We start from the raw sequence: 20,548 nt of genomic DNA on the forward strand, positions 1-20,548 counted from the left end.
GTCTTTTGTTACTCCGCCCGCGGGGCTTTCGGGCCCCCGGCCGCCCCCCCGGGGGCGGGGCCCGCGGCCGCCCCCCCGCCCGGGTCCCCGCCGCGCCCGTCGAGCAACGCCTCGAAGAGGGATCCGCGCCGGGAGTCCTCCCGGTGCTGCAGCTCCACGGTGGTGAGCCCGTACGCGTCGGCCATGGCGGACGAGAACCGGTCGATGGTCTCCCACAGGGCGCCGGCGATGTCGCCGAGCATCCGCTGCTGTGCCGGTGGCCGGTCGCGCATCCGGTCCGCCAGCGCCTGCCAAATGACCCGGCCGCCGCGCCGGAACGCCTGGAGCACGGTGGCCAGCGGGACGCCCTGCTCGGCGCGCAGCCGTCCGGTCTCGGTGGCGGCGGCCTCGATGTGGCGGCCGCTGGACGGCAACTCGCCGAAATCGTTGAGCGCCAGTTCCACGTTGCGGCGGCAGGTCACCCGCAGGTCCGCATGGGAGACGGTCCGGCCGGACGCGTAGAAGGGGCTGTGCGCGCGGATGTCGGCGGTCAGGGCATCGGTGAGGCGGCCGATGTCCGCGAGCAGAGCTGTCGCAAGCTGCCGACGCAGCGAGCGCTCCTCGTCGTTCATGGCAGCAGGTTAGGCATATGCACCGTCGGCGTGGAAGTCCGGGTGCCTCCGCCCAGGCGGACGGCGCGAACGGTGTGCGGATGCACATGGCCGCGCAGTGGACCCGTCCCCGATTCTGACGGTGCCGCCCCCCCCGCATGAAGGAGCCACCGTGCAGCTCAGCGTCGCCACCCTGCTCGCCGACTCGGCCCGCCGCCACCCCGACCGCATCGCCGTCGTCGAGGGGGAGCTGCGCCTCACCTACGCGCGGCTGTGGGACGAGGTCCTGGGCTTCGCCGCCGTCCTGCGGGCCCGCGGGATCGGCCCCGGAGACCGGGTGGCGGTGCTGCTGGCGAACACCGCGGACTTCCCCCGTGCCTACTACGCGGTCCTCGCGGCAGGCGCGACCGTGGTGCCGGTGCACGCACTGATGGTGGCCGACGAGGTGGCGTACGTACTGCGGCACAGCGGCGCCAGAGCGCTCGTCAGCGGAGGGGCCCTGCGGCCGGTGGCGCAGTCGGCCGCCGTCGCGGCGGGCATCGAGGTGCTTCAGGTCGGCTCCGGAGAGGAGCGGCTGCCCTACGTGGCCGGGCACACGGCGACGGAGACCGCGGCCATCCTCTACACCAGTGGCACCACGGGCCGGCCCAAGGGGGCCCGGCTCACCCACCTCAACCTCGTCATGAACGCCACCGTCTGCGCGGGCGACCTGCTCGGACTCACGCCCGAGGACACGGTGCTGGGCTGCCTGCCGTTGTTCCACAGCTACGGACAGAGCTGCGCGATGAACGCCACCCTGCGCGCCGGTGCCACCCTCGTCCTGCTGCCCCGCTTCAGCGGCCCCACCGCCCTGGACGCCATGATCCACGAGCGGGTCACCGTGTTCATGGGCGTCCCGACGATGTACCACGCTCTCACCGAGGCCGCTGCGGACGACGACCGCCGCCCCGCGGCGCTCCGGGTGTGCGTCTCCGGCGGCGCGGCGCTCCCGGTCGCCCTGCTGGAGCGCTTCGAGGCGGCGTTCGGCACCGAGGTCCTGGAGGGCTACGGGCTGACCGAGACCTCCCCGGCCGCCACCTTCAACCAGCACACCACCGGCCGCCGTCCCGGGACCGTCGGCCACCCCGTGTGGGGCGTCGAGGCCGCGATCACCGACCCCGAGCGGGAGGGGTGCATAGCGCTCCTGCCGGACGGTGAGGTCGGTGAGGTTGTCATCCGCGGGCACAACGTCTTCGCCGGCTACCTCGACGACCCCGCGGCGACCGCCGCTGTCCTGATCGACGGCTGGTTCCGCACCGGCGACCTGGGCGTGCGCGACGAGGACGGCTTCCTCACCATCGTCGACCGCAAGAAGGACCTCATCATCCGGGGCGGCTACAACGTCTACCCCCGCGAGGTCGAGGAGGTGCTCGCCCGCCACCCCGCCGTCGCCGAGGTCGCCGTCATCGGACTGCCCGATCCGGCCAGGGGCGAGGAGATCTGCGCCGTGGTGGTGCTGCGCCACGAAGTCGCCGAGGCCGAGCTCGTGGCCTGGAGCCGGGAGCGCCTGGGCCGGCACAAGTACCCGCGGATCGTACGCTTCCTTCCCGAGCTGCCCCTGGGCCCCAGCGGCAAGGTGCTCAAGCGCGAGCTGCGGGAAGCCCGCGCATGAGTGCGAGCGCCGCCGCGCGGGCAAGGCCCCGGGCATGAGGGAGCAGCGGGCCGCGGCCGTGCGCGGGCAAGGCCCGGCAGACGCCGTCCGGGAGCGGTTCGGGGACACGCCGCGCGCACGGCCCCCGTCGCCGGACCGGGAGCCGCGATTGACGCCACGGCCGGGGCGGTGTGACGATGCGCCGATGTCGGACCTGCACGCCCGGATGGCCGCCCGCGTCGGTGACCTCACCGCCGTCGTGGTCGCGCGCTGCGCGGCGGAGGCGCCGTTCTACGGGGCGCTGCCCCGTGCCACCCTCCAGGGCGAGGTCGCGCGGTCCATCGCGGCGGTGCACGCGCTGCTGCTCAGGGCCCTGCGTGACGGCGGTGGGGGTCCGATGGGTCCGGGCGACCTGACCCGGCTCATCGAGTGGTCGGCGCGCCGGGCCGAGGAGCGCGTCCCCCTCGAAGCGGTGATCACCGCGTACTTGATCGGTGCCGAGGTGTGGTGGCAGACGCTGGCCGAGGTCGCGGAGCCCGGCGAGCTGGCCGGAGCGGGCGGCAGGCTCCTCGCCTGCCTGCACGCCGCGCTGCCCGCGGTCGTCCTCGCCCACCAGAACGCCCAGGAGGACCTTCACAGCGAGGACAAGCGGGTACGGCGGGCCCTGCTCGGCGCCCTGCTGGCGGGACGGCCGTACGAGGAGCTGGCCGACGTGGCGCGGGTGTCCGTGGTGGGCGAGCACGAGGTGGTCGCCTTCGCGTTCGAGTCCGACCCGCCGACGAGGCTGGTGCAGTCCTCGCTCGACGCCTTCACCGGGATCCCCGTGCTGATGGACCACGTCTCCTGGATCGCCCTGCTGCCGGGCAGCGCCGACGTGTCCGGCCTGGTGGCCCGGCTGGAGAAGGACGTGGGGCAGAGCGTGCGCGCCGCCGCCGCCCGCTCCTCCGTCCCGGCCGCCGTCCCGTCGGCGGCGCAGGAGGCCGGCCGGGTACTGGACCTCGTACGGCGCCTGGGACGCCCGCCCGGGTGCTACCGCCTCGACGACGTGCTGCTGGAGCACCAGATCGCGCGCCCCGGGGACGGCCTCGTACGGCTTGCGGCCAAGCTCGACCCTTTGGAGGAGCATCCCTTCCTGCTCGAGACGCTGCGCGTGTTCGTGGAGCGCGGGCTCAACCGCCGCCGGACGGCGTCGGATCTGTGCGTGCACCGCAACACCCTTGACTACCGGTTGCAGCGAGTGAGCGCGCTGACCGGCCTCGACCTCGCGGTTCCCGCACAGGCCCGGCTGATCCAGGCAGCGCTCGTCGCCAGGGACCTGGCCGGGCCCGCGGATCATCGTGGCATCGGCAGATGACACCCGTCAGCGGTCACAGCCAGGCGCGGAGTTCCTCGTGCCGGGGCGCGAGGGCCGGGCCGGAGTCGGGGTGGTCGAAGACCATGACGGGCCGGTCCGCGTTCCAGCCGGGCCAGCCCGGGTGCCCCGTGGCGGCGAAGGCGACCCAGGCGCGGTGCATGACGTCCGCCAGTGGCTGGGGGGCCTCCGGCCCGGTCAGGTCCTCGGCGGCACGCAGGTTGTCGAAGACGAAGCCGAGTTCCAGCGCGTGGCACGCGCCGAGCCCCATCACGGGCGAGCGCCAGGCGAATTCGTAGAGGAAGGTGCGGTCGGGCCGGGAGTCGGCCAGGCGGTTGAGGGGCCCCCGCAGCAGCAGGTCGGTGGCCATCTCCCCGAGGAGCTCACCGGGTTTGGCGTGCGGTCGGGTGGCTCCGTACAGCCGCGCCACCCGCTGCGGGACACGGAACTTGAGCAGGGCGAGCCGCAGGGTGAGCCGGCTGACGCGGTCCACCGTGCCGCCGGGTACGAACCACAGCCGGTACTCCTCCCGGTTGCACCCCAGCAGAAGGTCGGCCTGGGGAAGGGGCGGGTCGGCGGGCACGAGGTCGCCGTCGGCCACGATGTGGAACCCGGGCCCGCCGCCGATGGGGTCCGACCGGTCGACCACCGCGGCCTGCGCGTCCAGCAGCAGGTCCCGGTCCACGCCCGCGAACGCCTCGGCGGTGGCCGGGATCCCCAGTCTCCTCGCCATCGCCCGCACCGCCTTCGCGCCCTCGCGGCGCGACACCGTGTGCGGGGGGCCGCTCTGCAGGATCGCCCGGTGGAACAGCCCGGCCGCGGCGGGGCTGGTCATGAGGGCCGCGACGCTGATCGCCCCGGCGGACTCCCCGCACACGGTGACGTTCGCCGGATCCCCACCGAAGGAGGCGATGTTGTCGCGGACCCAGAGCAGGGCCGCGACCTGGTCGAGGAGGCCCCGGTTGGCGGGGGCGTCGGGGAAGACCCCGAATCCCTCGACGCCGAGCCGGTAGTTGACGGAGACGAGGACCACCCCGTCGCGCGCGAAGGCGCGCCCGTCGTAGAGCGGCAGGCTCGCCGAGCCGTTGCGCAGGGAACCGCCGTGGATCCAGACCATGACCGGCAACCGGCCCTCGCCGACGGACGGCGTCCAGACGTTGAGGTTGAGACAGTCGTCCCCGGCGATGCAGGGGTCGGGTATCAGCCGGTCGAGGGGCGGACGGTAGGGGCGCTTGGGGGCGGTGGGCCCGTACTCCAGCGCGTCCCGCACCCCTTCCCAGGGCTCGACCGGGGCGGGAGCGCGGAAGCGGTGGGGGCCGAAGGGCGGAGCGGCGTACGGGATGCCGAGGAAGGTGGCGATCCCGTTGTGGAAACGGCCCCGGACCTTGCCCTGCCCGGTGGTCGCGATGAGATCCATCGCAGTCCTTTCGTGTGAGGAGGGCCGCCCACCCCCGGCCGTACGGCGTCGGGGACGGGCGGCGACGTGTGGATCGGGTCGAACACCGGTCAGGGCGGAAGAAGTCTTCGGGGACGGGTCACTGGGCGACGAGCCCGTTGCGACGGACGTCGGACCAGGTGCCGCTGTCGGTACAGATCCCGCAGCCGGCCCCGAAGAACTGGGCACGCGCGGCCTGGTCTCCCATCAGGTGCGCCTTGAACCAGGCGGTGGTGGGCGCGGCGAACGGTCCGGGGTCGCCCACGATCGTGAAGTGGTCGGCGCCGCGCAGTTCCCCGTAGACGGCCGGGATGTGGTCGGCGGCGTCGTAGAAGGCCTTGACCAGGAAGGGGAAGACGATGCTGTCCTTCTGCCCGGCCAGGAGGAGTGCGGGTACGCGCACGTCGTTGATGTTGGCGAGCGGCCCGGGCTGGATGGGCAGGATGGTGTCGATGCGCGGGTCCGCGCCGACGACGATGGCGGCGGCTCCGCCCTGCGAGTGGCCGGACGCGCCGATGTGGGCCAGATCGACGTGGTCGTGGAAGGCGCTGCCGGGGTCGGCGTTCCGGCGGGTGAGCAGGTCGATGCCGGCGCGCATGGAGACGCCGAGGTTCGACTGGGGGGTGTTGGCGGCGGCGACGATGAAGCCCTGGCCGGCCCAGTGCAGCAGCAGGTCGCGGTAGACGACGGGGAAGGCGAAGGTGCCGTTTCCCCACACGATGACGGGGTGGCGGCGGTCGCTGGTCGCGATGTCGCGCGGGTAGTAGAGGGTGGTCACGGCCCCGACTTCCACCGCGGTGGCGTAGGGGCCGGGAGCGCCGTAGTCGGCCGCGACCGCTTCGGAAGCGGAACCGGTGGGCGCCGCTGCCGCACCCGCGCCGGCGGAGGCCGTCAGCACGAGCACGAGCGAGGTCAGAGGTACGAGCAGTTTTCTCCAGAGCACGATCGACTCCCCATGTCGTCACGGTGAACCGGATGTCACATCCGGCTCACACCTTGTTTGATCGCACATCCTGAAGCACGGTTCGAAGCCCGTCTCTGCGCAATCGCGGCAAGCAGCGGGGCGAGAGTTCGTGCAACCTGCCGAGAGGCGACGGTGTGCAGGGGGTGCCATGCTCGGTTCTGTCGCTGCGGCGGGGAGCCTGTCGCTGGTCCGGCCGGCATGTGGTGCTACCTGAGCAGTTCCCACAGTTGTTGGACGCACAGCACCACGAACAACAGGCCGGCGGCCCCCAGCATCGCGTTGCTCAGCAGGCCGTTGCGCCACTGGGCCGGTGTGCGCGAGGAGTTGAGCAGCCACAGCAGCGTCAAGGCGAGGAAGGGCATGAAGAGTGCGCCGATCACTCCGTACACGACGATGAGACCGAAGGGCTGGTCCAGGAAGAGGAGGCTGATGGGCGGGAAGGTGAGCCAGAGCAGATAGACCCGGAAGGGCAGGGACTTGGCCGGGTTCGTCCCGGCCGGGACGAGGGAAGGCCGGAACTTCGCGGCGAAGTCGGCGAACATCAGGCTCACTCCGTGCCACACGCCGATCAGGGAGGTGAAGGACGTGGCGAAGAACCCGACCAGGAAGAGCTTGGCGGTCGTCCTTCCGTAGTGCTCCTCCAGGACGGCACTCAGATCGAGCAGCCCCTTGTCCCCCTTGGCCAGGGCCACGCCGGACGAGTGCAGCAGCTCGGCCCCGACGATGAGCATGGCCACCACGAAGATCCCGGTGGTGAGGTAGGCGACGCGGTTGTCGAGCCGCATCACCTTCATCCAACTCGTGTTCGTCCAGCCCTTCGCGTTCACCCAGTAGCCGTACGCGGCGAGGGTGATCGTGCCGCCCACGCCGCCGATCAGTCCGAGCGTGTACACCAGCGACCCGTCCGGCAGTACGGGCGCGAGGCCGGCGAAGGCCGCGTCGAGCCGGGGCGTGACGCGGATCGCGAGATACACGGTGACCAGGAACATGACGCCGACCAGGACGGTCATGACCTTCTCGAAGACGGCGTACCGGTTGAACCAGACGAAGACCAGCCCGACCAGACCGCACAGCACGGCCCAGAGCTTCAGGTCCATGGTGCCCGGGAAGAGCGCGGCCAGCGGGAGCGCACTGGAGGACATCGCGGCGGCGCCGTAGACGAAGCCCCAGATGACGACGTACCCCGCGAAGTAGACGGTGGTCCAGGAGCCGAGGCTGTGCCAGCCGTCGAAGAGGGTACGGCCGGTGGCGAGGTGCCAGCGGCCGGCCGCCTCGGCGAGCGAGATCTTGACGAGGCAGCCGATGACCGCGGCCCACAGCAGCGTGTAGCCGAACTTGCTACCCGCGAGGAGCGTGGCAACGAGGTCGCCGGCCCCGACACCGGTCGCCGCCACGACGATTCCGGGGCCGATGGATCGCCAACTCGCTTTGCGCGGAGCGTGGTTTTCGCTCCCCACGGTGTCCGTCTGAGTGGTGTCCGCCATCTGTGGCTGCCTTCCCGTTCGCCCCCTGAGTGACGGGAGTCACCAAATCGGTTCGGTGGAGGTCGCGCAAGAGGCCCTCCGCCCCCGTGGTGTGGGTCGTGTTGTCCCTGGGCGAGCGAGAGCCGACGGGCACTGCCGGTGTTCGACCCGCGGACGGCTCCTGCCCGTGGTCGCACCCGGTCATTTGCGCACATGTTCCAGTCAACAGGTGAGGTGACGTATGGCGGCGTGATCGGATGTCGGTTTCGGTGGTGTTCGGCGAGTGCGAGGCGCGACATGACGACAACGACCGAGGAACCCTTCCGCGCCCTTCTGGAAGCGGCACCGGACGCGATGGTGATCGTGGACGACGCGGGTGTGATCCGGCTGGTGAACGCCCAGACGGAAGCACTGTTCGGCTACCCCCGGCAGGAGTTGCTCGGCCGGCCCATCGACGTCCTGGTACCCGAGCGTTTCCGCGGGCTCCACCCGCGCCACCGGCTCGGCTACGCGGCCAGCCGCCAGGTCCGGCCCATGGGCGCGGGCCTGGAGCTGTACGGGTTACGTCGGGACGGGCGCGAGTTCCCCGTCGAGATCAGCCTCAGCCCCTTGCAGACCGCCGACGGCCTGCTCATCTCCGCAGCCGTACGCGACGTGAGCGAGCGCAAGGCAGCCGAGGAGCTGTTCCGAGCACTCCTGGAGGCCGCCCCCGACGCGATGGTCATCGTTGACGACCGCGGCACGATCCAACTCGTCAACGCCCAGACGGAAGCACTCTTCGGTCACACCCGAGCAGACCTCCTGGGCCGACCCGTCGAGATCCTCGTCCCGGAGAGGTTCCGCGGTCATCACTCCCACTTCCGGCAGGGCTACTTCGTCGACCGCCAGGTCAGACCCATGGGCGCCGGGCTGGAACTGCACGGCCTGTGCCGGGACGGGCGCGAGTTCCCCGTCGAGATCAGCCTCAGCCCCCTGGAAACCCCGGACGGAACGCTCGTATCGGCGGCCATCCGCGACGTGAGCGACCGCAAGGCCGCCGAGGACAAGCTCGCCGAACTCTACGAACAGCAGCGCCACGTCGCCCTCACCCTGCAGCGCAGCCTCATGGGCTCGCCCGCAGAGGTGCCGGGCATGCCGACAGCGAGCCGGTACTTCCCGGCTCGCCAGGGCGCGGGTGTGGGCGGCGACTGGTTCGACCTGATCCCCCTGGGCGGCGGCCGCGTCGGTGTCATGATCGGCGACGTCATGGGCCGCGGACTGGAGGCCGCCGCCGTCATGGGCCAACTCCGCTCGGCCTCACACGCGCTGGCCAAGACCGGCATGCCGCCCTGGCAGCTGATGCGCGCCCTCGACGCCGTGGTCAGCGAACTCCCGGATCAGTTCGTCACCTGCTGCTACCTGGTCGTCGACGCGGACGCCGCGGAACTGACCGTCTGCTCGGCCGGACACCTCCCCCTGCTCCTTGCCACCCCCGGCGGCCAGGTGAGTCGCCTCGCCGTCGACGTCAGCGTGCCGCTCGGCGTCGGCGAGGTACCACACCACGAGAGCCGCCACACCGTCGAACCCGGCTCGGTCCTCGCCCTTTACACCGACGGACTGGTCGAAACCCCGGGCAGCGACATCGAGGAACAAGTCGACCGCCTGTCCTTGGCGCTGGCCAAGACCTGCACCCATGTCGATGGCCTGGAAGTGATGGCCGACTGCCTCCTCGCCGAGATGCTCCCCGACGCCGACGACTACGCGGACGACGTCACCCTGCTCCTCGTCCACATCCCCGATTCACCGGTGACCTCGCAGAGCGTGGTGCTGCCCGCCCAGCCCAGCAGCGTCGGCGCAGGCCGCCGTTTCCTGCGCTCCACCCTCGGGGTGTGGGGGAGGGGCGACGACCAGCTGTGCGACACCGCGTGCCTGCTCGCGTCGGAACTCCTCTCCAACGCGGTGAACCACAGCTGCGGCCCGGTAAGGCTGAGAGTCAGGCAGGCGGGGCGCGAACTCAGCGTCGAAGTGTGCGACGGAACCCCCGTACTCCCGCAGGCACGGTTCGCCTCGCACGACGCCGAATCCGGACGGGGACTGCTCTTGGTCGACTCCCTCGCCGAGGCCTGGGGCACCCTGCCCACGGCCGAAGGCAAAGCCGTCTGGTTCTCCCTTCTCCTGCCCGCATCAGCGAGGGGGAAGGAGAAGCCTTCCAAGCCGGCGGACCCGGAACGGCCTGAAAGGCCGTCGCCGAACACCTGGCCCGACTGAGCGCGGATGCGCTTCCGCGAAAGACCCGTGCGCGAGTTCGCTGCTTCACCACTCGGATGGAACCGAACGTACGAGTCAAAGGTGATGGCCACTCGTTCGGCCGATCACGGCCCTTTCGCCGTGCCAGACTCCGGGTGCGGAATGCGCTGGTGGGGATCGGTCGAGGCGGGGTGGGCGTGGAGCAACGGGCGTTGCGTGCGGGGCCGCGGCACGTGGCCTGCGTGATGGACGGCAACGGGCGTTGGGCGCAACGGCGTTCGCTTCCCCGTACGGCAGGTCACCGGGCGGCGGAGGCCGCGGTCATCGATGTCATCGAGGCGGCTCGGGCCGCCGGCGTCGAGTGGCTCAGCCTGTACGCGTTCTCCACGGAGAACTGGAACCGCCCCGGCACCGAGGTCGAATTCCTGATGCGTCTGGTGCGGCGGGTCGTGCGCAAGCATGCGCCGCTGTTGCTCGCGCGCGGTATCCGCTGCCGTTTCCTCGGGGTCAGCGACCCGCGGATCCCCCGTGCGCTGGCCCAGGACTTCGAGGACGTGGCGCTACTGACCGCCGAGAACCGGGGGATGACACTGACCGTCGCCTTCGACCACGGGGGGCGCCGGGACATCGTCGAGGCCGCGAGGTCGCTGATCCTCAGCGGGACGCCCGCCGACGAGGTGACCGAGCGGCTCTTCGCGGACCACCTGCCCTTCCCCGACACCCCCGATGTGGATCTGGTCGTCCGTACCTCCGGTGAGCAGCGCATCTCCAACTTCATGCTCTGGCAGGTCGCCTACGCCGAGTGGGTCTTCCCCGAGGTGCTGTGGCCGGACTTCCGGGCCCCCGACTTCCTGGCCTGCCTGCACACCTACCGGCACCGCGACCGCCGCTTCGGCGGCGTGCCCGTCCGGACGAACGGAGACCCATCATGACCACCGAAACCACGGGAACGGCCGACGAGGCAACCCTGTTCGGGCCGAATTCGCAGTTCAGCGGCTTCTTCGACGACCCGCGGTGGGCCCTGGCCATCATCCGCGCCACCGTCCTGGAGGCAGCTCACCCGCAGATCGGCGCCGCCCTCGCCGACAACTCCACCTTCGTCACCCACCCCTGGCGCCGACTGCGCAACACCTTCCTCAGCATGCGGCGCATGTTCGGCACCGACCCGGCGTTACGCGAACGCGAGGCCGCCCGGCTCAACCGGCTGCACGCCCGCATGAGCGGGTCCGACTCCCGCGGCCGGTCCTACGACGCGATGGACCGCGCGACCCGCGCCTGGGTGGTCGCCACCCTCTTCGAGAGCGCCGTCACCATGTGCCGGCTGAGCGGCCAGCCGCTCGACCAGGACACGATGGAGCGGATGTACGCCGAGTACCGCACGTTCCTCGCGGCGCTCGACGGCGACGCCGCGGAACTCCCCGAGGAACTGAACGACTTCTGGCGGTACTTCGACCGTGTCGTCGAGAACGAGCTGGAGAACACCGAGGCGGTCCGCGTCATCCTCTACCGGCTCTTCGACCACCTGCCCGCTCCCGCGCTGCTCGACGGCGCGCCGACGCTGTGGGCGGCCGGCCGCGCCGTGGTCGGTCCGCTCCTGGGCGCGATCACCGTCGCCTCGCTCCCCGAGCCCTACCGGCGCCGGGCCGGCCTGCCGGAGATGCCGGGCGCCGCGACCCTCATGCAGGGCGCCTACCTCGCCACCGGGCTCACCCGATTCCTGCCCGAGGGCTGGATCAACGCCGAGAGCATCATCGAAGCCCTCTCGCTCTCGCCCGACAGCGACGACCCCCGCGCCCGCACCGTAACCGCCCTGCGCGCCCGCATGAAGCGGGCATCGGCCCTGCTCCGCCTCCTCACACCACTCAGCGGCGACGCCGACTTCGAACCGGCACCCCCGAGGGGAACGGACGAGAACCGACGCTCGGCGGAGGAGTTCTTCCACCGGGTGCTGGACCAGACGGGCGACGGCCACCTCGACTGGCCCGACCTCGCTGCCATGGCCCGCGAACTCTCCACCCGACTCGACCTGGACGAACCCGAGGAGACCCGGCTCTACGATGCCTTCGCCGCCTGGTGGCGCGAACTCCAGGCCGCCCTCGACACGGACGGCGACGGCCGCGTCAGCGCCGAAGAGTACGCGACCGCTGTCCCCTCCCTCGCCGGACCCGCGCTCATCCGCGTTGCCGAGGTCCTCTTCGACGCCACCGACAAGGACCGCAACGGGAGCATCGACGCGGACGAGTACCGAACCCTCTTCCGTACCGCCTTCCACCGCGACCTCACCACCACCGGCGGCGCCTACGGCAAAAGCGCCTTCGTCGGCGACTTCGTCTCCTTCATGGCCGGCCGCCGCGCAGGTACGCCGTACGACCCGCTCCTCGCCGACGCCTGACGGGCACGGTTGCCCACCGCTCGTATGCCGTGCCCGCCGAATGAACGACGTGGTGACGGCGGTCCGCGTCCTTCACCTCGCATCAACATGAGGGTGGACAACGCTCAGTGCGCGGGCTCCCGCTGGAACTTCCGGGCGTTGCGCCGCCGACGTGCGCGCTCGAACTCGGCGACATCCGACATCCAGGGACCGTGCTGTTCGAGTGCGGCGCAGCCGCCGCGGACGAAGGTGCTCACCAGGTTCCGGTACCCGCCGATCCCGTCGACCAGGCTGTACTCGACCCGGTACTCCGGATCCGACCTGCCTTCACCCTCGCGCAGCGTCGTGATCCGGGCGATGGAGTCCGCGTAGAAGTGGAGCTGGATTCCTTCGCCCATCTCCTCGTCCTCGATGGTGAACACCTCGTTGTCCGCGGCAGAGCGATCGCCGACGAACTCCCAGAACTCCGCGGCGGCAGTGCGGGGACCGTCCCGTAGCCACTTCTTCTCGACGCCCTTGTCGTCGGTGAACGACAGGGCCGTCTTCCTCGCGCTCCCGCCCGAGTCGGCGCGGTGGCCGGCAGCCTCCTCGTCGTCCTCCATGGGGGTGCTCCTGGAGCGGTCCGCGGCCTCCGAGCACATCAGGAAGCTCACGGTGCGCACCGCGTCATCGACGAGCTCAGGGTGTGCACGGCGCACGGCCGCTTCGACCGTCGTCTCCATCCGATTCCAGTCGCGCTTGTCCGTGGCGCGTTTTCCCCGTCGCGGATCGCGGCCGATCCGCATCCCGGCGCACGCCTGCTCCGCAGTGGCGATCACCCGCATGACCTCGGGCAGCAGCGCGGGGGCGACGGCATCGGGTATCCGCTTCGGAACCGTCGCGCCGTGCAGATACCGGCCCGTGTACCTCAGAATCGCGGCGTCGAGCGGACCGAGTACGGTTCCGCGCTCGGCGCGACGGCGGTCCGCGTGGTATTCCTGAGCCCGTTTCCCGTTCGACGTCTCTGTCGCCGCGCGCATCGCCGCGCACACCTGACCGCGTTCAAGCAGACCGGTGTCGGCCCCGTGGGCGATGAGCCGGCTCCTGTCCCACCGGATGCGCTGGAAGAGCGCGTCGACGTCCGCGGGCGCGGCGAGGAGGATCGGGTCCAGGAGCGCGACGGCGGCGTTCTCGTCGAGCCGGCCCCGGGTTCCGGCGGCGTCGCACAGCGGAAGGATCGCACTCCACAGCAGCAGGTGTCTGGACAGGTCCTCACGGATCACCGCGAGATGGGCTTCGCTGATCGGGAACGTGAACGTGCGGGGATCGTGGTTGGCGTCGGCCCCGGCACCGAGCGTCAGCTTCAGCTCACCGTCCTCGCGGATCACGTTCGGGATCCAGCCGCTCCGGCGCGTGAAAACGATGTCTCTCATGGACTCAGTCTTCCCCGGAACGGCACCGGCCGGCATCGCGGCGGTGTTGCAGCCCCCACCCCGCACCAGCTGTTCACGACCACCGTGCGCATTCGACGTCGAGGCGTGGGTCGGTGCGCACCCAGACTTCGCCCCCGGCGGACCCCTCCGGGGCGACGACTCGTTCGATGCCGAGGAACTCGATCAGCTTGAGGAGTAGGGCTCGTTCGGCTCGGTCCTCCTCGACACCGTGCGAGTCGAAGAAGACGTAGTACTGGTCGCTCGGGTCCACGCAGCCCGAATCCGCCCAGATCCGAGCGACTTCCTCGATCGCCGCTGCCTCCGTCGTGATCGTGGCGGCGCGGGCGGTACCGCGAGTCTCCGGTGACGCGTCGAGGTCGGCGAGGTCGGAGAACCACTGGCCGAAGCGGTCGAGGCCGGCATATCCGTTCTCGAAGAACAGCATCGCGCTCGGAAGGTAGCGATTGCCCCTGTCGACCTGGAGGTACTCCGACCGAGGCTGGTCCGCATCCTTGATCCGGGAGATCACACCCTGCCCGGGCATGAGTACCAGACTCTGCCCCGACGGTTCGTCAACGATGGTGTAGGTGTCAGAAACTCGACCACGGAAGAACGCGGAGAACGCTACGTAGGCCTCCTGGGGATCGCCCACGGAGACCTGTTGGTCGTTGCCGTCACCGACAGCGAAGACGAACTGCTTCGGTCCGGGGCGGTAGGGGCGAGCCATGTGCGTCCTTCGTTCACGTGTGTGACAGCCCCAGCAGCGTAATCGAATCGGAGCGGACGGACCTGCCGCTTCATGCCGGTACCGGCGTGAAGGGATACATCTCGTCCGCGCCGGGCTGCACGACGCCGTAGCTGCTCTCCGGTACCGCGTTCCAAGCGCCGGGCAGGTCGCCGAGGGGCTCGGACACGATCAGACGGGTCTCCTCCGAGATGTCCCGCAGGAACGCCACATCGGGGTGCAGCCGGCGCAGCGCGTCCACCCGGCTGCTGTAGAAGAGCGACCGGGAATCGTGCGCGCTGGAGTAACGGAAGGCCCACACGCGCTCGCCGTCGGTGATGGCGAGCGTCATCTGGAGGGGGAACTCCACGCCGTGGTCGCGGCCGGCCCGCTCCACCACTCCCGCCATCTTGGCAACGGCGGTCGGCGGGTCCTGCTCCAGGCCGAAGGTGAGCGCCAGGAAGAACATCACCTCGGAGTCGGTGGTTCCCTCGATGTCGGCGTACAGGGCCGGATCGACGAGCAGGGTCAGGTCCCGGCGCATGAGGTGGAAGCCGGTGATGGCGCCGTTGTGCATGAACATCCAGCGGCCTTGCCTGAACGGATGACAGTTCGACTGCTGGACCGCGGTGCCGGTCGACGCCCGGATGTGGGCGAAGAACAACGGGGAGCGGACGTGGTCGGCCATCTCCCGCAGGTTGCGGTTGTTCCAGGCGGGACCGACGTCCCTGAGCAGTGCCGGCGTGTCGTTGTCCTCGGTGTACCAGCCGACACCGAATCCGTCGCCGTTCGTCGTCTCGACGCCCAGCTTGGAGTGCAGGCTCTGGTCGATCAGCGAGTGCGCCGGTTTGTACAGGATGGTGTCGAGCAGCATGGGGGTCCCCGAGTAGGCGAGCCATCGACACATGTGCCATCACCTGTGTTCCCACTGCTACCTGTTCCGCGGGCGAGAATCCCGCGCTGTTCCGCGCGGCCCTCATGCGAGGGCGTCGCAAGCCGGACCATCACCTCTCTCCGGCTCTCTCCGGCAGTGGCGTGCCGCCTCAGACCGCTCCGAGCCGCATCCGGGGACTCCCATTCTCGCGACCTCCTCAGATGATCGCCACGCAGGAGAGACCTGTCCTCCCACTGCACCTGGAAGGAGACCCCCGACCGCGCCGAATGCGACGTCCTGGAACAGCTCGGTCGTGGCCGGCGCAGGCACCAGCTCCAGGATTTCTACGCGCACGGCCTGCACGAAGTGCTGCCGTTGTTCGTTCCTGCAAGCTGTCGAGGACACGTCCGGAGCGGCGAGCCGCGTCCCACCCGCCTAAAATGGGGCCTGCTAGGCGAACAAGGCATGTCCGATGGCTCAGAAGGGCCTCGGCAGGGTCCTTCGATCGGCTCGGGAGGCGTGATGACCGTAACCCCCGACGCGGCGCCGCAGCGCAGGCAGAGCGATGCCGAGGACGTCCTCAGACAGCTGGGAGGCTCGTGGCACTGGGCACTCGGTTTCGCCCTCGCGACCCTGATTCCGGGCATCCTGGTACTCGTCTGGCCCGACGAGACGCTGCACATCCTGGCTGTGATCATCGGTCTCCAGCTCCTGGTGGCCGGCGGCTTCCGTTTCGTCACCGCCTTCTCACACAGCGACGACGGGGGCGGCAGCAGACTGGCGGGAATCCTGATCTCCATGCTGGCATTCCTGGCCGGTGTCCTGGTACTGCGGCACCCGATGCAGACGATCGGCGCGCTGTCCCTGATCGTCGGAGTGTTCTGGCTGCTGACCGGCGTACTCACGGCGTACGTCGCGATCGCCGACCGCGCGCTCGTGCACCGCGGCCTGCTCTTCGCCCTGGGCGCCCTCGGCGCCGTCGCCGGAATCGTGGTGCTGTGCTTCCCGGTGGACTCCGCGGTCGCCCTGACACGGCTGCTGGGACTGTGGCTCGTCCTGCTCGGCGTATTCGAAGTGGTGATGGCCGTCGCACTGCGCTCCGCCACCCGACAGATCACGCCCACGCCTCCAAGGTGACTGCCGGTACTGCTCAGGCGTGCAGGCAGCCTGAGCCTGCGGATCCCCGACGACTTCTACGCGCTGACCCCCCAGTGGTGTCCGGTTCGGATCCGAACCCAAAGCGGTCCCGTCCACCCCGAAGCGGAAACGATTACGTAGTGCATGGCGTGCGGGTCATCCGGTTGGACCACATTGGGCGCGGGAGCGCCGTATGCGTGGGTCGTTGACGGGATGGCGAGGGGTGCGCTGGATAGGGTGTCGTCAGCCGTCCTTCTCGGCAAGGCACCTCTGCCTGCCCCGAGTCCGACCGGCTTTCCCGGCAGTCCGTAAGCGGAGACTCGACCGATCATCAGGAGTACCGCCGTGGGACCCGTAGGGACGTCGTCTGCGCCTGGCGGCCTTGGTCGGAACCGTGAGACGGCGGTGCTGGCGCTCCTGTCCTTCGCGATGCTCATCGTGTCGCTCGACCAGTACATCGTGGTCGTGGCACTTCCCGACATCGCACGCGACCTCGGCTACTCTGCGCAAACGCTCCAGTCGGTCATCAGCGCCTACGCGGTGGCCTCGGCCGGCTTCCTCCTGTTCGGCGGGCGTGCCGCAGACCTGCTCGGTCGACGCCGAATCCTGGCCACCGGCCTCGCGCTCTATGCCGGAGCGGCGTGTGTGGGAGGACTCGCGACCGGCCCCGGAGTACTCCTCGCTTCCCGCGCATTCCAAGGTCTCGGCGGAGCCCTTGTCTTCCCCACCACCCTGGCGCTCATCAACACCAGCTTCGCCGAAGGCCGTTCCCGCAACCGCGCATTGGGCATCTGGGGAGGGTCGGGTGCGGCAGGACTCGTCATCGGCGTGCTGCTCGGCGGCCTCCTGACGCAGGTGTTCGGCTGGGAAGCGGTCTTCTTCGTCAACGTCGTCTTGGCCGGCCCCGCGCTGCTGCTCGCTTTCGTAGTGGTACCCAGGGACGGTGAACGTGAGAAGGGCCGAACGTTCGATCTGCCCGGTGCGCTCAGCATCTCTCTCGGTGTCACGCTCATCGTGTTCGCCCTCGTGCAGGGCCCCGGATCGGGCTGGTCTTCGCCGGGCATCCTGATGAGCGCAGCAGCGGGCCTCCTGCTGATCGCAGCCTTCGCCGTCATCGAGCGGCGCAGCTCCGATCCGCTCATGCCGCCCGTGCTGCTCTCCAACCCCAACTTGATCACCGGCGTCGTCATCGCCTTCATGTTCATGGCGACCTTCGGCTCCGTGCTCTATTTCCTGTCCGTCTACTTCCAGGAGGTTCTGGGCTACGACCCTTTGCAGACCGGCGTCGGCTTCCTCATCCCCACGGCGGTGGTGGTGGCCGGTTCGACAACCGCGGGCCAGCTCGTGACGCGATTCGGTCTCAGGGGCACGTTGGCCGCCGCTCTCGCCGTCGGTGCGGTCGGTGCGGTCGCTCTCGGCCTCGCGATCTCGCCGAACGGCAGATACATCGACCTCGTCCCCGGTCTGGTGGCGCTCGGCATCGGCGACGGCGTGGTCTTCACCGCCATGTTCATCGCCGCCGCCACCGGGATCTCCGACCGACAGCAAGGCATCGCCTCCGGCATTGCCTCCACGGGCTCGGGCGCGGGCGCAGCCGTCGGCCTCGCCGTCCTCGTCCTGGTAGCGACAGCGGGCCTCGATGGCCTCTCCGGTGAACAGCTTCGAACCGCCACCGCCAACGGGATCCGCACTGCTCTCTTCGTAGTGGCAGGCGGAATCGGGCTGACCTTCCTCGTCACCTTGACCAGGTGCCCGACACGGCCCGAACCGGTACCCGTCCCCGTGCCGTACCAGACCCGTCGCTGCTGACGGCAAGAAGACCTGGTTCCCGCTTGATCGGCGACAAACCCGATGGGTCTGTCCTTTGCGGCGGCTGCTGGAGGCGTACCGCGGCTGAGGGCGAACGGCGGAGGTCTGCGTGCTGGGCGGATGTCACCGAGGGACAGCAGTGCCTTGCGTAGGGACGGGCCCCGCTGCCCGGCGTTTCCCGGTCGCACGGCACAAAGGGATGGATGGTGGACATCCGGTCAATTTGGATTCACGACCTTTCCGGAATTCCGCGAACGGTGCCGGAGGGGCGAGCTCCCATACCGCACGGGAGGACATTCCCAGGAGATATCGCGGAGCATTCCCATCCGCCTCGACAAGCTCGATCGGGGCACGTCAGGGATCCGGCGGGACATCATGGAGTCCATTTGTGCGGATCGCCGCCGCGACCGCGTTCGGCACCGGGCACGCCCCGCTCTGGCTGCTGCTCCTCCTCGCGGCGGCAAGCGGTACCGCCTCCGCCACGTTCCAGCCCGGCGTCGCCAGCATCGTCCCCCAGGTGGCGAAGGACCTGCGCAACCTCCTCGAAGGCTGGCACGAGTTCCGCTCCCGTACCGGGCTGTGGGTGGTCATCCTGGCCCGGGCCGTCAACGGCATCACGACCTTCGGCCCCCTGCGCCCCCTCACCACGCTCCTGGTCGCGAACGAGCACGGGGCCACCGGCCTCGGCCTGGTCTGGACGGCGTTCGGGGCGGGCAACGTCCGGGGCGGTGTGATCGGCATGCGCTTCCGCCCGAAGCGGCCGCTGGTCGCCGGAGCGGTCGCGATGTTCGCCTGGGTCGCCCTTCCCCTGCCCAACGCCCTGGGCCTTCCGCTGTGGTGGACGTGCGCGTGCTTCGTGGTGGGCGGCGCCGCCTGGGCGTTCTGGAGCGTCATGTGGGCCATGAGCGTCCAGTCCCAGGTCCCCGCGGCGGTACTGAACCGGGTCTACGCCTACGACGTCGCCGGGTCCCTCATCGCCTTCCCCGTCGGCCAGGCCCTGGCAGGCCCTGTCGCCGAACTCATCGGCGCGCGCACGCTGCTGTACGTGTCCGCCCTGGTCGCGGTGGTGACCTTCGCGGTGCTGCTCTCGGTCCCGGCGGTCCGGTCCTTGCGGCGGGCCGAGCCGCCGGCGTGACCCGTAGCGAACCCTGTGCATGAGGACCCGATGGTGGGGACTTCGGGCGAGTCGCCCGAGGCCGGACGCGGGAGGTCGGCGGCGGGTCGTGCCCTTCTATCTCCAACCTGGGTTGTTCGTAGACTGGCCAGGTGAACGACATCGATGCGATCGCGGTTCTGCAGGATCCGGTGCGGCGCCGCCTGTACGAGTACGTGGCGGCGCAGGGCCGTGAAGTCGGACGCAACGAGGCTGCCGAGGCGGTCGGGGTGGCGCGCACGCTCGCTGCGCACCATCTGGACAAGCTGACCGGGGCCGGGCTGCTGGAGAGCGGTAGCCGCCGGCTGACGGGCCGTTCGGGACCCGGAGCGGGTCGTCCCGCCAAGGTGTACACGCGGGCGCGGGCCGAGCGGTCGGTGTCGCTGCCCGCCCGCGACTACCGCACGGCCGCCGAGCTGCTCGCCGAGGCTGCCGAGGAGGCCGGGCTGGATGCCGGGCTCTGCACGGCCGCGCGCCGGCGGGGTGAGGCCCTGCGCGGCTCGGCGGGGCCGTGCGGCAGCCTCGAAGAGGCCCTGGAGGTGCTGGCCGCCCGCGGCTACGAACCCCACCTGGAAGGTGTCGACGCTCTCCCGGCCGCGGAAGGCTCCGAGGGGGCGGCGGAGCCCGTCGTCCGGATGCGCAACTGCCCCTTTCACGCCGTCGCCGAACGCTTCCCGCCGCTCGTATGCGGCATGAACCTCGCTCTGCTGGAGGGGCTGCTCGGTGCGGGCGGTCCCGTCCGCGCTCGTATGGACGCCCGGCCGGGGGAGTGTTGCGTCGTGATCGAGCCTTCTAAAGACAATGACGGTTGACATAGAAAAGCGGGCCGTGTTGGGATGAGTCCATGACCGCATCCGCGCACGCCGCCCACCTGGCCCAACTCAACGTCTCCACGCTCCTGTACCCCCTCGACGACCCGCGCGTGGCGCCCTTCGTGGAGATGCTCGATCCGGTCAACGCCACCGCCGACGGCGCGCCGGGCTTCGTGTGGCGGCTCGTGGAAGAGGGGGCGGCCGACGCCACCGGGCTGCGCCCGGCGGGCGAGGACCTCATCGTCAACCTCTCCGTGTGGGAGACCCAGGAGGCCCTGTGGGACTTCGCCTACCGCAGCGGGCACCTGGAGATGATGCGGCGACGCCGCGAATGGTTCGAACGGCACGTCGAGGCGCACCTGGTGCTCTGGTGGGTCCCCGCCGGTCACCTCCCGACCATCGGTGAGGCCTTGGAGCGGCTGGCGGAGCTACAGGCGCACGGGCCGTCCCCGCGCGCGTTCACCTTCGCCTCCTCCTACACCGCCGCCGAGGTCGAGGCCGAGGTCGAGGCCGAGGTCGAGGCCGCACCGCGTCCTTCAGGCCGCCCCGTCGGCGCGGCCTGAGCGGGCCGCCCCGAGCAGGCCGCCCTGAGCTCGT

17 protein-coding genes are annotated in these 20,548 nt (G+C 70.4%); 10 read left to right on the forward strand and 7 right to left on the reverse strand.

The genetic code is table 11. The features are described from left to right. Positions 1 to 8: 8 nt before the first annotated feature. Entirely contained in the window at positions 9 to 611 is a 603-nt protein-coding gene (locus ACFVX6_RS35175; protein WP_389698490.1) for a hypothetical protein, read from the reverse strand. Between the two features lie 151 nt (positions 612 to 762). Here ACFVX6_RS35175 and ACFVX6_RS35180 point away from each other — a divergent pair, with 151 nt between their 5' ends. Next, positions 763 to 2,241 (forward strand): long-chain fatty acid--CoA ligase, encoded by a 1,479-nt coding sequence (locus tag ACFVX6_RS35180; RefSeq protein ID WP_389698492.1) that lies wholly within the window; start codon positions 763 to 765, stop codon positions 2,239 to 2,241. 184 nt (positions 2,242 to 2,425) lie between these two features. Continuing rightward, entirely contained in the window at positions 2,426 to 3,574 is a 1,149-nt protein-coding gene (locus ACFVX6_RS35185; RefSeq protein WP_389698494.1) for a PucR family transcriptional regulator, read from the forward strand. 13 nt (positions 3,575 to 3,587) lie between these two features. Here the strand turns inward: ACFVX6_RS35185 and ACFVX6_RS35190 are convergent, their stop codons facing one another. From ACFVX6_RS35190 to ACFVX6_RS35200, 3 genes are all read right to left on the reverse strand, one after another. After that, complete coding sequence (locus tag ACFVX6_RS35190; protein WP_389698496.1) at positions 3,588 to 4,988, reverse strand: carboxylesterase/lipase family protein; 1,401 nt, start codon at positions 4,986 to 4,988, stop codon at positions 3,588 to 3,590. A 118-nt stretch (positions 4,989 to 5,106) separates the two neighbouring features. Further along, positions 5,107 to 5,949 (reverse strand): alpha/beta hydrolase family protein, encoded by an 843-nt coding sequence (locus ACFVX6_RS35195; protein ID WP_389698498.1) that lies wholly within the window; start codon positions 5,947 to 5,949, stop codon positions 5,107 to 5,109. 227 nt (positions 5,950 to 6,176) lie between these two features. Further along, the gene (locus tag ACFVX6_RS35200; protein ID WP_389698500.1) at positions 6,177 to 7,454 is read right to left on the reverse strand and encodes an Nramp family divalent metal transporter; all 1,278 of its coding nucleotides are present in this window, start codon (positions 7,452 to 7,454) and stop codon (positions 6,177 to 6,179) included. Positions 7,455 to 7,730: 276 nt separating this feature from the next. Here ACFVX6_RS35200 and ACFVX6_RS35205 point away from each other — a divergent pair, with 276 nt between their 5' ends. From ACFVX6_RS35205 to ACFVX6_RS35215, 3 genes are all read left to right on the forward strand, one after another. Next, entirely contained in the window at positions 7,731 to 9,680 is a 1,950-nt protein-coding gene (locus ACFVX6_RS35205; RefSeq protein WP_389698502.1) for a PAS domain S-box protein, read from the forward strand. Between the two features lie 191 nt (positions 9,681 to 9,871). Further along, positions 9,872 to 10,591 (forward strand): polyprenyl diphosphate synthase, encoded by a 720-nt coding sequence (gene uppS / locus ACFVX6_RS35210; RefSeq protein ID WP_389698536.1) that lies wholly within the window; start codon positions 9,872 to 9,874, stop codon positions 10,589 to 10,591. Continuing rightward, entirely contained in the window at positions 10,588 to 12,051 is a 1,464-nt protein-coding gene (locus tag ACFVX6_RS35215; RefSeq protein WP_389698504.1) for an oxygenase MpaB family protein, read from the forward strand. The genes uppS and ACFVX6_RS35215 overlap by 4 nt, the downstream gene beginning before the upstream one ends. Before the next feature lie 104 nt (positions 12,052 to 12,155). On the opposite strand, the gene ACFVX6_RS35220 is transcribed toward ACFVX6_RS35215, so the two are convergent. The 3 genes from ACFVX6_RS35220 to ACFVX6_RS35230 all read right to left on the reverse strand — a co-directional run bounded on the left by ACFVX6_RS35220 (position 12,156) and on the right by ACFVX6_RS35230 (position 15,073). Beyond that, on the reverse strand, positions 12,156 to 13,442 hold the full coding sequence (locus ACFVX6_RS35220; RefSeq protein ID WP_389698506.1) for a DUF6357 family protein: 1,287 nt from the start codon (positions 13,440 to 13,442) through the stop codon (positions 12,156 to 12,158). Positions 13,443 to 13,515: 73 nt separating this feature from the next. Further along, positions 13,516 to 14,169 carry a hypothetical protein gene (locus tag ACFVX6_RS35225; RefSeq protein WP_389698508.1) on the reverse strand — a complete coding sequence of 218 codons (654 nt, stop codon included), beginning with the start codon at positions 14,167 to 14,169 and terminating at the stop codon, positions 13,516 to 13,518. A 70-nt stretch (positions 14,170 to 14,239) separates the two neighbouring features. Beyond that, positions 14,240 to 15,073 carry a class II glutamine amidotransferase gene (locus ACFVX6_RS35230; RefSeq protein ID WP_389698510.1) on the reverse strand — a complete coding sequence of 278 codons (834 nt, stop codon included), beginning with the start codon at positions 15,071 to 15,073 and terminating at the stop codon, positions 14,240 to 14,242. 489 nt (positions 15,074 to 15,562) lie between these two features. On the opposite strand from ACFVX6_RS35230, the gene ACFVX6_RS35235 reads away from it, so the two are divergent. The 5 genes from ACFVX6_RS35235 (at position 15,563) to ACFVX6_RS35255 (ending at position 20,514) form a co-directional block, all read left to right on the forward strand. Then, positions 15,563 to 16,177: an HdeD family acid-resistance protein gene (locus ACFVX6_RS35235; RefSeq protein WP_389698512.1), complete on the forward strand. Its 615-nt coding sequence runs from the start codon at positions 15,563 to 15,565 to the stop codon at positions 16,175 to 16,177. A 405-nt stretch (positions 16,178 to 16,582) separates the two neighbouring features. Next, positions 16,583 to 17,986: an MFS transporter gene (locus tag ACFVX6_RS35240; protein WP_389698514.1), complete on the forward strand. Its 1,404-nt coding sequence runs from the start codon at positions 16,583 to 16,585 to the stop codon at positions 17,984 to 17,986. A 388-nt stretch (positions 17,987 to 18,374) separates the two neighbouring features. Beyond that, positions 18,375 to 19,121 carry a hypothetical protein gene (locus ACFVX6_RS35245; RefSeq protein ID WP_389698516.1) on the forward strand — a complete coding sequence of 249 codons (747 nt, stop codon included), beginning with the start codon at positions 18,375 to 18,377 and terminating at the stop codon, positions 19,119 to 19,121. A 131-nt stretch (positions 19,122 to 19,252) separates the two neighbouring features. Then, positions 19,253 to 19,951 carry a helix-turn-helix transcriptional regulator gene (locus tag ACFVX6_RS35250; RefSeq protein ID WP_389698518.1) on the forward strand — a complete coding sequence of 233 codons (699 nt, stop codon included), beginning with the start codon at positions 19,253 to 19,255 and terminating at the stop codon, positions 19,949 to 19,951. 32 nt (positions 19,952 to 19,983) lie between these two features. Further along, positions 19,984 to 20,514 (forward strand): DUF3291 domain-containing protein, encoded by a 531-nt coding sequence (locus tag ACFVX6_RS35255; RefSeq protein ID WP_389698520.1) that lies wholly within the window; start codon positions 19,984 to 19,986, stop codon positions 20,512 to 20,514. Positions 20,515 to 20,548: the final 34 nt, after the last annotated feature.

It is taken from the genome of Streptomyces sp. NPDC058289, from assembly GCF_042880975.1.
Lineage (GTDB): Bacteria > Actinomycetota > Actinomycetes > Streptomycetales > Streptomycetaceae > Streptomyces > Streptomyces stoeckheimensis.